Here is a 13,165-nt window from a genome sequence, read left to right on the forward strand (position 1 = left end):
AATACCTTTGCATATATTTTACCATGAAATAAGTAAGTTTATTTTATTCATAAATTTAATATTTAAAATCAATAATTTTAATTAAAAAAATAAAGATTATTTTTCTATTATAAAATAAAATAATAAAAAAATAATCTTTTATTCTTAAAAAATTTACATTAATTGAATTTTTTTTCTCTTTGTCTTGAAATATTTAAAAGAATTCCCATAGCCATCATATTTATAACTAAAGCAGTACCTCCATAACTTATAAAAGGTAAAGGTACTCCAGTAACTGGCATAGATCCAGTTACAACAGCAATATTTATTAAAGCTTGCACTGCAATTATTGATGTAATGCCTGTTGCAAGTAAAGTTCCATATAAATCCCTAGCTTCAATTGCTATTTTTATACCTCTAAATACAAAAACTATGAAAAGAGTTATAACTACAACACAACCTATTAATCCTAACTCTTCTCCTATAATAGAAAAGATAAAATCATTATGAGGTTCTGGCATATATAATGTTTTTTGTCTTGATTGACCAAGACCAAGACCAGTTACCCCTCCAGCTCCTAAAGCATAAAAAGATTGAATTAGTTGATATCCATGCCTTGCAGGATCTTGCCAAGGGTCTAAAAAATTTAAAAGTCTAGCCCTTCTATATGAAGAAGTAAAAATAAATAAAAATCCTAAAGAAATTAATGCAGGTAAAACTAATCCAAAAAGATGCTTACTTCTAGCTCCTCCTACAAATAGCATTATAAATGTAACTATCATTATTACTGATGCTATACTTAAGTTCTTTTCAGCAAGAATAAGGCCTGCATAAAATCCAGAAACCATTAAAAAGTAAAAAACCCCTTCTTTTAGATTTTTAATTTTTTCTCCCCTATTTACAATACCATTTGCTAAAAATAAAACTATAACATATTTAGCAAGTTCTGATGGCTGAAAAGATAGGGGGCCAAGTCTTATCCATCTATATGCTCCATTAGCATCCTTAAATAAAAATACTAATAGAAGAAGTGGAACACACCCTATTAATGCTATCATAGTATATTTTCTTAATTTATGATAATCTAAACTCATCATAAAAAACATTACTATAACTCCTAAAACAGCCCATATAAGCTGCCTTTTTAAGAAATACATACTATCATTTTTTTGTATAATTGCATAGTAAGAACTAGCACTATATACCATAACTACTCCTATAGCCAAAAGTAAAAATATAGTATAAAAGGTTATATAATCTATCTTACCCATTTTTCTTTTTACTTTTTTCAAATTATCCTCCTCCTAAAGAAGTACTTTAAAAAGCTAACAATGTTTTTTGATAAAAACTTTAATAAAAAATAACTATTTTAAACTATAAAGATATAAATCCAATAATACAGAAGATAACTGTAATTACGGAAAATATTGTAACTATTTTAGTTTCTTTAAATCCAAGCTGCTCAAAATGGTGATGTATAGGAGCCATTTTAAATACTCTTTTTCCTGTTAATTTAAAAGATGTTACCTGAATTATTACAGATAAAGTCTCGATTACATAGATTATTCCTACTATAGCAACCATAACTTCAAGTCTAAGCATCATTGCTACTGCAGCTACTGCTCCCCCTAAAGCTAAAGATCCTGTATCTCCCATAAATACTCTTGCTGGAAAAGCGTTAAATCTTAAGAAACCTAAAAGAGCTGCCACTAAAGCTATACAAAATACCGCTAAACTATAATGACTCATATTAATAGAAACTATTGCAAAGAAAGTCATTACTAAAACAGTTATTGAAGTTGCCAATCCATCTAATCCATCAGTTAAATTTACAGCATTAGTAGTTCCTGCAAAATAAAATACTATAAATATCATATAAAATTTCCCAAAATTAATAGCTATATTAGTAAATGGTATATCTATGTCTGTTCCTAAATAAACTTTTCCATAATAAGCTATTGCTAAGGAAACTATTAAAATTAAAATCATTTTTTGCCAAGCTCTTAGGCCTAGATTCTTTTTATGTATTATTTTTAAAATATCATCTAAGAATCCAATAAATCCAAAAGCTATAAATGAGTATAAAGCTACCATAGCCTCATCTTTTAAATCTCTAACATTTTGAAAGTAAGGTAATACAATTAACATAGTAATTATAGTTGCAAAAATAAAAATTAATCCTCCAATAGTTGGAGTTCCTGATTTTTTCAAATGGCTTTTCGGACCATCTTCTCTTATATTCTGTCCAAACTTTAATTTATGAAGTAATGGAATTATAATAGGACCTAAAATTGCAGTACTTAATAAGCTTATAAAAATTGTTATTAATATTGTATTTATTGATAAACTATTCATAAGTTTTTAGCTACTCTTAATGAGTAGCTTCACCTCCCTCATTAGCAGCTAAATCTAGCAGTTTTTTTGTAATGTCTTCAAACTTCATTGCTCTTGATGCTTTAACTAATATTACATCATTTTCTTTTACTTTATCTTTTAAAGCTTTTATAAGATCTTCTTTATTTTCAAATTTATATGCTGTATCTTTAGAGAAGCCTTCTACAAAACCTTCTGAATAATCCCCACAAACCATAATAATATCTATATCATTGTTTTTAGCATACTCACCTACTTCTTTATGAGCTTCATAAGAAAACTCTCCAAGTTCTTTCATAGTTCCTAATATAGCAATTTTTCTTTTTCCATTAATGCTTTTTACTGTATCTATTGAAGACTTCATTGATGATGGACTTGCATTATAACAATCATTCACAATTGTAAATGATTTTGTATTTAATATCTCTAATCTCATAGATGTTTTTTCTAAATTTTTAAGTCCTTCTTCCATTTCTTCTATAGATAAACCTAAATTAAGTCCTGCAGCTATTCCAAGAAGACAATTTTCTATATTATGCTTTCCTGGTAGTGGTAAAGTAAATTCTTTTCTTTTATTTTTAAGTTCTATAATAAAGGAACTTTCTTTAATTCCTACTTTAAGATTTTCTCCATTAATATCTCCATTACCATTAATAGTTGTTTTTATTATTTTATATTTTGAAGATTTTAAATTTTTAAGTAAATCATCATTACCATTTACAATTAAAACACTATCTTTATTAAAAAAGTCTGTAATTTCCATTTTAGCTTTTAATATATTTTCTCTGCTTTTTAAATTTTCTATATGGGAAATTCCAATATTGGTTATTAAAGCTATATCTGGTCTTCCGGCGTTTGCAAGTCTATGAATTTCATTAAAATTACTCATACCCATTTCTAATATTGCAATATCATAACTTTCATCCATACTAAAAATCATTAAAGGAAGCCCTACTTCATTATTAAAGTTACCTTTAGTTTTAAAAACTTTATATTTTTTGCTAAGAAGAGCTGCTAATATATCTTTAGTTGAAGTTTTACCTGTAGAACCTGTTACCGCTATAATCTTAACTCCTAGTTTTTCTCTATAAAATTTTGCAAGATCTAATAAAGCATCCCTAGTGTTTTTCACTCTTATTACTGTTGATTTAATATTTTGTGAAATCCACTCTAATTCATCAACAATAACTATAGATGCACCTTTTTCACCTGCCTCTTCAGCAAATTTATTTCCATTAAAATTCTCGCCTTTTAAAGCAACAAATATACTATCTTTTTCAATTTTTCTCGTATCTGTAGATAAACTTTTAAAGGATTTATATCCTTTATCAATTATTATTTCTCCTTTTGTAGCTTTTAAAATCTCATTTAACGTAAGCATTTATTTTCTCACCTCATAATTATTTAGAATTTCTTTTACTACTTTTCTTTCATCAAAATCAATGGTTTTATCTCTTAAAACTTGATAAGTTTCATGACCTTTACCAGCAATTACTATTACATCTCCTGCTTTAGCTATTTCTATAGCTTTTTTTATAGCCTCATATCTATTTTCTATAACTATAAAGTTGTCACTTTTAATGCCTTCAGTTATTTCTTTTATTATTTGAGAAGGTTCCTCTGTTCTTGGATTATCTGATGTTATTATAGCAATATCACTTAAACTACTTCCTATTTGTCCCATTATAGGTCTTTTGATTTTATCTCTATCTCCACCACATCCAAAAACAGAAATTAATTTATTTTTAGTAAATCCTCTAGCAGTTTTAAGTATTTTATCAAGTCCATCTGGAGTGTGAGCATAATCTATTATTATTTCAAAAGGAAGATTAAATTCACATCCAACAGCTTCACATCTTCCTGGAACAACAACATCTTTTAATCCATCAAATATATATTTACTATTAATTCCAAGTTCTAAACAGGCTCCTATTGCACCTAATCCATTATAAACATTATAATCTCCTGCTATATCAATAAAAGTATTATAATTTTTATCTTTAATTTTAACATTAAAACTTGAACCTTTTTCAGTACCAATTATATGACATGCCTTTATATCACAATCATTAGTTATTCCATATGTTATTATCTTTTTATTTTTATTTAATTCTTTTATATCTTTAACTATTCTTTCTCCATAAGAATCATCTATATTTACAATAGCATATTTAGACATCTTAAATAGCTTAAATTTAGCTTTATAATATTCTTCAAAAGTTTTATGATAATCTAAATGGTCTCTTGTTAAATTTGTATAAATTCCACATTGAAAATTTAATCCATAAACTCTATCTTGATCTAAAGAATGAGATGAAACCTCCATTACACAATATTTAACATCTTCATCAACCATCTTTTTAAATAATTTATGAAGTTCTATAGGACCAGGAGTTGTTCTTTGAGAAGTAATTACTTTATCTCCTATATAGTTTGCAATAGTGCCTATAAGACCTACTTTATATCCTGCCTTTTCTAAAATATCCTTAATTATAAAAGCAGATGTTGTTTTTCCATTAGTCCCTGTAATTCCAATTAATTTTAATTTTGATGATGGGTTTTCTTCAAAGTTAGATGCTGCAATAGCCATTGCTTTTCTTATATCTAAAACCTTAATTATTGTGACTTCATCAGATTCTACATCTACATCATCAACACAAAGTATTGCCTTTGCTCCTCTTTTTACTGCTTCTTTTGCAAATTTATGTCCATCAAATCTACTACCTTTAACACAAATATATAGCGATCCTTCATGAACTTCAGAATCGACTTGAGTAATATTTGATATTTCTTTTGATATATCTCCTTTGATTACCTTAAAATCAACTCCTGTTAATATTTTTTTTAAGTTCATTTCTTCATCTCCTTAAATATATGCACCCTATTTTTTTACTATTACATTATAAACAAAATAGTAGCATGTGACAAAGTCACATGCTACTAATCTCCTAGTTCCTCACTAAGTTTAAACTTAATTGTGGTTCCCTTTGTGACTGTTTCATAAGCTTTTATGCTCTGCTCAATAATAGTTGTACCATTCCCCTCAAATTTACCTTTTAAACCTAAAGATTCTAAAATTTTCATTGTAGATTCTTTAGATTTATTTATAAAATCTGGCACAACTACATCTTTATTATAATTTGATGTTTCTTCACTGTAAAGATTTATCTTAGTCCCTTCTTTAACAGAATAGCCTGGTTTTGGATTAATATCTGTAATTAGTTCTCCATTACCTTCTATATCAAATTCTAATCCAGAATCTATTAAAAGTTTTTTACCATCTTTAATAGTCATTCCTCTCACATCAGGAATTAATATTTTTTTCTCTTCCACTTCATCTTTTGGAATATTTTCACCATAATAATTAAATATATCTGTAAATAGCATTTTTGCTATAGGAGTTGTAATTTGTCCTGCATAATAAACTCCTGTACTAGGCTCATCTATAGATATCATTATGGTGATTTTAGGTTTATCTATAGGAGTCATAGCTACAAAAGATGAAATATATTTTCCTGCTTCATAAGTACCATTTTCAGGATTAACTTTCTGAGCTGTTCCTGTTTTGCCTCCAATAGTATATCCTTCTATTTTAGTATTTTTAGCAGAACCTTCTGTAACCACTCTTTCTAAATATTCTCTTAATATTTTTGTTTTTTCTTCACTTACAACCTTCTCAGTTTTAGGTTTAAAATTCTTTTCTACTACCTTTTCTCCATTTTCTCCAGTATGAACAACTTCTTTCATTATATGAGGTTGTATAAGAGTCCCTCCATTAGCTATAGCATTAAAAGCAGTTAAAAATTGAATAGGATTTACAGTATCAGTTTGTCCAAAAGATATGGTAGCTAAATCTATCTCTGTAATATCCTTTGTTGCCTTTATTATACCTTTAGCTTCTCCTGGAAGATCCACTCCAGATTTTTTTCCTAAACCAAATTTTTTTATATATTCATTTAATTTTTCTTTTCCTATACTTTGTCCTAATTGAATCAATCCAACATTACAGGAATTTTTTAATATGTCACTAAAACTTTGAGTTCCATGACCTCCAGATTTCCAACACTTTATTCTTCTATTTTGTACTGTAGTACTTCCTCCACAAACATAGGTTTCTCCTTTATCTGCTACATTCTCCTCTAGTCCTGCAATAGCTGTAATAACTTTAAATATAGATCCTGGTTCAAAAGAATCACTTACAGATCTATTTCTCCACATTTTTTGAAGTTTATCCATAGAATTTTTTCCCTCAAAATTTTCTGCTCCTTCATAAGGAGTATTAGGATTAAAATCTGGCTTATTACTCATTGCTAAGATTTCTCCATTATTAGGATCCATAACTATAACGCTAACTGTTTTTGCCTTATTATCCTTTAATGCTATATCAGCTGCTTTTTCTGCAAAAAATTGTATTTGTTCATCAATAGTTAATATTAAATCACTACCATTTTCAGGTGCTGTAAAAGTAGATATTGTATATGGCAATTCGTCACTTCTTTTATCTATTTCAGCCATTCTTACCCCAGGTTTTCCAGATAACACATCATTATATTGAAGTTCTATACCAGTTAACCCCTTACCATCTACATTAGTAGACCCTAAAACATGAGATAAAAAATTATCATTAGGATAATATCTCTTAGTATCTGGGGACACTATAACACCTTTTATATTTAAATCTCTAACTTTATCTGCCTTATCCTTTTCAATTCTTCTAAGTAAAGTTGCAGCTCCAGCAACATCTCCACTTGGCAGTCTTGTATCTAATTTTTTCACCACATCTTCAGTTTCCATATCTACTGCTTCAGCTATTTTAGTAGCTATATCTTCATAGTTTAATTCATTTTTCTTTAGATAGCTTCTAATAGAATTCAAATCAAAATCTATTCTATATACATTGGCAGATACTGCAAGTTCTTCTCCATTACGATCTAAAATTTTTCCTCTTCTTGCATCAATTCTAACTTCACTTGTCCACTGCTCTACAGCTTTTTTTGAAAGTTCTTTTCCTTTAAAAATCATCACGTAAGTTAATCTACAAGTTAAAACTAAAAAAATAGTTAATAGAAATATAACTGTTACCCACATTCTCTTCTTAATAGTTGCATTATCTCGGTAAATTCTCTTACTCACCAGTTATACCTCCGCTAAAAAAGCTATGGATGCACTTATTTGATTAGTGCATCCTTAATTTTCTGTAAAAAATTCGATTTTTTATCATTGTCACTTTTATCTTTAGCTATAACTATATTTTCTTTATTAGGAATCTTAATAACATTGTCCTTATTAGGAGTTGTCATCTGTAATTTGGATTGTGCAACAGATTTAACATTTTCAATTGAACTAGCTTTCAATAAGTTTACTTTTAATGCTTCATTTTCTACAACCATATTTTTGATATCTTTTTCAATATTAGATAACTTTTTCTGCATATTAAAAACTCTTGCATCACGACCTATTACAGTTACTCCTATGGCAAATATCATAACTATAATAAGGCCTATAGATTTTCTTGATGTTTTCTTTTTCTTATTTAATCTATTAGCTCTGTTTTTTCTAGCTTTCTTAAGTTTTTCATATTGAAGATCTTTTTCTTTAGTACTAACTCTTTTTTTAGGATTTAAAGCATTATTACCCTTTGTAAACTTTCCTTCCTTTACTTCCAATTTATTCACATCCCCATCTATTTATAACTTATAAATTATAATTTTTCTAAAACTCTAAGCTTTGCACTCCTACTTCTTGGATTCATTTCTACTTCTTCTTTTGAAGGGTCTATAGGTTTTCTTGTTATTAATTTAACTGTAGGCTTTTTACCACAAGTACATATAGGAAATTCTTTAGGACATGTACATGGATTTTGTAAATCTTTATATACTGTTTTAACTATCCTATCTTCTAAAGAATGGAATGTTATTATTGCTATTCTTCCTCCTTTATTTAACTTTTCAACACCATCCCTAATAGCCTTATCTAAGATTCTAAGCTCACCATTAACTTCTATTCTTATTGCTTGAAAAGTTCTTTTTGCAGGATGTGGTCCTTCTCTCCTTGCCTTTGCTGGTATAGCAGCCTTTATAATATCTACTAATTCAAAAGTTGTTTTTATTTCCTCTTTTTCTCTTGCTTTAACTATAAAATTTGCGATTCTTTTCGCAAATTTTTCTTCTCCATATTCTTTTATAACCTTATAAAGTTCCTCTTCACTATAATTATTTACTACATCATGAGCAGATAGATAGTCATCTCTATTCATTCTCATATCTAAAAGACCATCTTTCATATAGCTAAATCCCCTTTCACCGGTATCTAGCTGATATGAAGACACACCAAGATCCATTAAAATTCCATCTACAGCTTCTATATTTAAGTTTTCTATTATTTCTTTTATATTATAAAAATTATTATGTACAAAGGTTACATTGCCATAATCTTTTAGCCTTTCTTTAGCAGCCTTTAAAGCATCAGTATCTTGATCTATACCTATAAGTCTACCTTTCTTTGATAAATTTTTTACAATTTCTGATGAATGGCCAGCTCCACCTAATGTACAATCTACATATATTCCATTTTCTTTTATATTTAGGGCTTCAATACATTCATTTAGTAAAACTGATACATGTTTAAATTCCATATTTTTACTCCTCATATTTCTATTTAATCTATTAAGTTATATGCACACTGCTTATTTAAGGTTCAATAAAATAAATATTACTAAAACCAAGTATTTCTTATTATAAAGAATAAAAACAATGAACAAAACTATTATAAAATATCTTAAATTATATTTAAATAAATACTATATAATATTCTTTATTAATATTATCATAAAAAAACAATAATTATATATGTAACTTAAATATAATTTTCATATAATTAATTTACACCATTAAAGCCCATATTTTCAACTACTTTTCTTTATCTTGCTATAATATATTCTATAAAAATTTTAAAAAACCTTTATTTTTTTTATTTTTTATCTATATATTAACAAAATTTAAAATATATTTTATTTTATGTATGAAAATATTATTTGACAGTTTCCATTTTGTTTTGTAAAATAAGTTTGTACATGGGGGTAGATAAGAGCTGGTGTTCTTGCCGGTCTTCAAAACCGTGTTGTCGTGCTAGGACCACGATGGGTAGGTTCGATTCCTACATACTCCCGCCAAAAGAAGAGATAGTACATTTGTACTATCTCTTCTTTTATTTATCACTTTATTATCTCTTAATAATCCTTAAAAAGTTTATAATAAATTAAAAAATTTAATTTTAAAAATAAAAGTCATATTATAAATCAAGTATTTTATAACATGACTTTTAAAAATACATTTAACCTGTACAAAATGAAAATATATATTTCTTAAATATGTAAATTAATATTTTTAACTAAAATATATTAGAGTATATCTTATTTCTTTAAATCAATAGTTATTTTTGCATTATTTGCAAAATCTGGATCTTGGAATATTAAATTTAACCCAGTATCAGATTTTGGTACTTCATAAGCTATTGTACCTGAAACACTTGATCCTGGTGATAGTTCTCCTGCCTTTAATGCCTCTACTCCATCTAATGTACTTAGAGATTCTCCTATTAAAGTTCCATCTGTACATTTAATTTTAAAGTTTAAAGGATCATATTTTATATTTTCCTTTCCTTTATTTTCAAGATTTAAATATACAACTACAAACTTATTTCCATCTTTAGGTACATTATTAGAGTCACCAGCTGTTTCTTGAAAATCAGTAATAGTTAAAACCATATTATCTATTGTAATTGAATCTCCTATTTTAAACACTTTTTCAGTATTTGAATTTGCATCTTGTTTTTCTTCTGTTTTTGTACCTTCATTATTATTTTGTACTTGTTCCTTACTTTCTCCACATCCTATGCCTGCAATACCCAATACAGTTACTATTGCTAGGAGTGAAACTATTTTTTTTAGTTTTTTACTCATTTATATCACCTCTCAAATTACTTTTCACAAACATAGTAACAATTAAAAAATTTAATTACAACAAAGGTAAATTATCTAAATTCACTTTTTTTACTCTTTTAAATATCTTTTCTTAGCTACTAATCTGTGTAGATATTATTTTTTAAGTATATATGCTTTTTTATTGATATATTAATAAACTTTAATACTTAAAAATAATAATATTCCAGTATATTTAAAATAATAATAAAATATTAATTATTTGAACTTGAGATGAACTATTTAAAAATTATATAAAAAAAGGGTTAAGATAAAGAAACAAAAAATTTCTAAACTTAACCTTTTTAGAGTATACTTTATTATAATTTATATAAACTAAACATTGAAACGGAAGTTAACTACATCTCCATCTTCCATTACATATTCTTTTCCTTCTAATCTATATAAGCCTTTTTCTTTTGCTGCAGCTTCTGAACCGCATTCTACTAAATCATTAAATCCTATAACCTCAGCTCTTATAAATCCTCTCTCTATATCTGAGTGAATTTTTCCTGCTGCTTGTGGTGCCTTAGTTCCTTTTACTATTGTCCAAGCTCTAACTTCTTGAACTCCTGCTGTTAAATAGCTCATAAGACCAAGAAGACTATAGCTTGCTGTTATTAGTCTATCTAATCCTGATTCTTCTAATCCATATTCTTTAAGCATTTCAAGCTTTTCTTCTTCATCAAGACCTGATAGTTCTTCTTCTATTTTAGCAGATACTACTACTATTCCTGAATTTTCAGCTTTTGCAAATTCTTCTACTTTTTTTACATATTCATTTTCAAAGTTTCCAGAAACTAAATCCTCTTCTGATATATTACAAACATAAAGAACTGGTTTTGAAGTTAATAAAAATAAACTCTTCACAAAAACTTTTTCTTCATCTGTAACTTCTAATGTTCTTACTGGTTTATCAGCTTCAAGATGAGTCTTTATTCTTTCCATAAGCTCATATTCCATTTTAGCCTTCTTATCTCCTGATCTTGCAAGCTTTACAGTTTTCTCCATTCTTCTCTCTAAAACCTCAAGGTCTGAAAAGATTAATTCTAAGTTTATTGTTTGTATATCTCTTATAGGATCTACATTTCCTTCAACGTGAACAACATTGCTATCGTCAAAGCATCTTACAACATGACATATTGATGAAACTTCTCTTATATGTGATAGGAACTTATTTCCTAAACCTTCACCTTTACTAGCGCCTTTAACAAGACCTGCTATATCATAAAACTCTACAGCTGCATAAACTTTCTTTTTTGAATTGTAAATTTTTTGTAAAACATCTAATCTTTTATCTGGAACACTAACAACTCCAACATTTGGTTCTATAGTACAGAATGGGTAATTTGCAGATTCTGCACCTGCTTGAGTTATTGCGTTAAATAAAGTACTTTTACCTACATTTGGCAATCCTACTATTCCTAATTTCATTTATGTACAGTCCTTTCTTAATATACTTATTAATATCCTTTAAAATTATACTCTAGTATTAATTTTATTTCAACAAAGATAGAGATTATAAAACATAAAATGGTTTTTTATCCATGAAAAAATTTAATGATTGTTAAATTAAAGCTAAAAATAATATAGGAGGTGATATTATGTTTAAATTAATAATTTCTATTTTAACAACACTACTACTTACTTTTAATATAGGTGTCAATGCTTTTGGTATATCTGATTATAACTCTAAGGAATTAAATTGGTATTATGTAAAAAATAAAGATTTGCCACCTTCTCCAGCACCAGAAGGAGCTAACTTTTTAGAAAAATATGATGCTTATTATATGGGAAATACAGATGAAAAAGTTTTATATTTAACCTTTGATGAAGGATATGAAAATGGAAATACCGCTTCTATTTTAGATACATTAAAAAAACATCAAGTCCCAGCAGCTTTTTTTGTTGTAAAACCTTATATTACTCAAAACCCTGATTTAATAAAAAGGATGGTAGAGGAAGGACATTTTGTTTGTAATCATTCAAATACTCATCCATCAATGGCTTCAATAACAGATAAAGATAAATTTAATAAAGAGTTTACCTCCGTTGAAGAAAGCTTTAAAGAGCTTACTGGTTCTGATATGCCAAAATTCTTTAGACCACCTATGGGAAAATATAGTGAATTGTCTTTAAAAATGACTAAAGATTTAGGCTATTCATCTATATTTTGGAGTTTTGCTTATAAAGATTGGCTTATAAATGACCAACCATCTAAAGACTTTGCAATGAAAAAAATAAAATCTAATATCTATAATGGTTCTGTAATTCTTTTACATGCAGTTTCTGATACCAATAGAGATATTTTAGACACCTTATTAACAGATTTAAAAAATGAAGGATATACTTTTAAAAATCTAGATTATTTGATAAAAAAATAAAACAAGAAATCCTTTGATGAAATTTTCATTGAAGGATTTCCTTTATAATTTAATATGAATATTTTTTATATATAAGTTTTTTATTTTTTTCTTTACCTTTTCTATATAAATATATAATTAAACTTCCTATTATAACACCTATAAAATCTACTAAAATATCACTAAACTTTCCATCCCTTCCTAGAATAAATTTTTGGTGAATTTCATCAGTACAAGAATATAAAAATGTAATTATTGAAGAATATACTATAGGTTTTAATAGCTTATTTCTATCCTTAAAATATTTATTAAATCCATAATATAAACTTAAAAATAATACTAAGAATTCAATAATATGAGCAGATTTTCTTACTAAAAAATTTATTATATTATCACCAATTATATTTTCTAAAAAAGGAAAAATATTTTTAAATATATTTATAATTGAAGAACTACTTTCTAAAGATGCTTC

11 protein-coding genes and 1 tRNA gene are annotated in these 13,165 nt (G+C 27.0%); 2 read left to right on the plus strand and 10 right to left on the minus strand.

Annotated features, from left to right (window positions below):
* Window positions 1–158: 158 nt before the first annotated feature.
* From spoVE to rsmH, 7 genes are all read right to left on the minus strand, one after another.
* Entirely contained in the window at window positions 159–1,250 is a 1,092-nt protein-coding gene (gene spoVE, locus BUA70_RS10995; protein WP_072897313.1) for a stage V sporulation protein E, read from the minus strand.
* A 103-nt stretch (window positions 1,251–1,353) separates the two neighbouring features.
* Window positions 1,354–2,334 (minus strand): phospho-N-acetylmuramoyl-pentapeptide-transferase, encoded by a 981-nt coding sequence (gene mraY / locus BUA70_RS11000; RefSeq protein ID WP_072897297.1) that lies wholly within the window; start codon window positions 2,332–2,334, stop codon window positions 1,354–1,356.
* Between the two features lie 16 nt (window positions 2,335–2,350).
* Complete coding sequence (locus tag BUA70_RS11005; RefSeq protein ID WP_072897299.1) at window positions 2,351–3,733, minus strand: UDP-N-acetylmuramoyl-tripeptide--D-alanyl-D-alanine ligase; 1,383 nt, start codon at window positions 3,731–3,733, stop codon at window positions 2,351–2,353.
* A complete protein-coding gene (locus BUA70_RS11010; protein ID WP_072897301.1) occupies window positions 3,734–5,206 on the minus strand; it encodes a UDP-N-acetylmuramoyl-L-alanyl-D-glutamate--2,6-diaminopimelate ligase in 1,473 nt (490 codons plus the stop codon).
* 86 nt (window positions 5,207–5,292) lie between these two features.
* Window positions 5,293–7,485, minus strand: coding sequence for a stage V sporulation protein D (locus BUA70_RS11015; RefSeq protein WP_072897303.1), 2,193 nt, complete (start codon window positions 7,483–7,485; stop codon window positions 5,293–5,295).
* Window positions 7,486–7,520: 35 nt separating this feature from the next.
* Entirely contained in the window at window positions 7,521–8,018 is a 498-nt protein-coding gene (locus BUA70_RS11020; RefSeq protein WP_072897306.1) for a cell division protein FtsL, read from the minus strand.
* A gap of 35 nt (window positions 8,019–8,053) precedes the next feature.
* Window positions 8,054–8,986, minus strand: coding sequence for a 16S rRNA (cytosine(1402)-N(4))-methyltransferase RsmH (gene rsmH / locus BUA70_RS11025; protein WP_072897307.1), 933 nt, complete (start codon window positions 8,984–8,986; stop codon window positions 8,054–8,056).
* A 440-nt stretch (window positions 8,987–9,426) separates the two neighbouring features.
* On the opposite strand from rsmH, the gene BUA70_RS11030 reads away from it, so the two are divergent.
* Window positions 9,427–9,523, plus strand: a tRNA-Sec gene (locus BUA70_RS11030).
* A gap of 240 nt (window positions 9,524–9,763) precedes the next feature.
* Here the strand turns inward: BUA70_RS11030 and BUA70_RS11035 are convergent.
* Together BUA70_RS11035 and ychF are read right to left on the minus strand one after the other, a co-directional pair.
* A complete protein-coding gene (locus BUA70_RS11035; RefSeq protein WP_072897308.1) occupies window positions 9,764–10,312 on the minus strand; it encodes a DUF4352 domain-containing protein in 549 nt (182 codons plus the stop codon).
* A gap of 354 nt (window positions 10,313–10,666) precedes the next feature.
* The gene (gene ychF / locus BUA70_RS11040) at window positions 10,667–11,764 is read right to left on the minus strand and encodes a redox-regulated ATPase YchF (protein WP_072897309.1); all 1,098 of its coding nucleotides are present in this window, start codon (window positions 11,762–11,764) and stop codon (window positions 10,667–10,669) included.
* Between the two features lie 170 nt (window positions 11,765–11,934).
* Between ychF and pdaA the strand changes: the two genes are divergently transcribed.
* Entirely contained in the window at window positions 11,935–12,714 is a 780-nt protein-coding gene (gene pdaA, locus BUA70_RS11045; RefSeq protein ID WP_072897310.1) for a delta-lactam-biosynthetic de-N-acetylase, read from the plus strand.
* A gap of 49 nt (window positions 12,715–12,763) precedes the next feature.
* On the opposite strand, the gene BUA70_RS11050 is transcribed toward pdaA, so the two are convergent.
* Window positions 12,764–13,165 (minus strand): VanZ family protein (locus tag BUA70_RS11050; protein WP_072897311.1); only part of this gene is annotated, 402 nt, incomplete at its 5' end.

It is taken from the genome of Clostridium fallax (assembly GCF_900129365.1).
In the GTDB taxonomy this organism is placed as follows: Bacteria; Bacillota; Clostridia; order Clostridiales; family Clostridiaceae; genus Clostridium_AH; species Clostridium_AH fallax.

Bases quoted from the DNA above. Each gene is read 5' to 3' on its own strand.
- spoVE (WP_072897313.1), bottom strand. From the start codon at position 1,250: ATGGGTAAGATAGATTATATAACCTTTTATACTATATTTTTACTTTTG.
- mraY (WP_072897297.1), bottom strand. From the start codon at position 2,334: ATGAATAGTTTATCAATAAATACAATATTAATAACAATTTTTATAAGC.
- BUA70_RS11005 (WP_072897299.1), bottom strand. From the start codon at position 3,733: ATGCTTACGTTAAATGAGATTTTAAAAGCTACAAAAGGAGAAATAATA.
- BUA70_RS11010 (WP_072897301.1), bottom strand. From the start codon at position 5,206: ATGAACTTAAAAAAAATATTAACAGGAGTTGATTTTAAGGTAATCAAA.
- rsmH (WP_072897307.1), bottom strand. From the start codon at position 8,986: ATGGAATTTAAACATGTATCAGTTTTACTAAATGAATGTATTGAAGCC.
- BUA70_RS11035 (WP_072897308.1), bottom strand. From the start codon at position 10,312: ATGAGTAAAAAACTAAAAAAAATAGTTTCACTCCTAGCAATAGTAACT.
- ychF (WP_072897309.1), bottom strand. From the start codon at position 11,764: ATGAAATTAGGAATAGTAGGATTGCCAAATGTAGGTAAAAGTACTTTA.
- pdaA (WP_072897310.1), top strand. From the start codon at position 11,935: ATGTTTAAATTAATAATTTCTATTTTAACAACACTACTACTTACTTTT.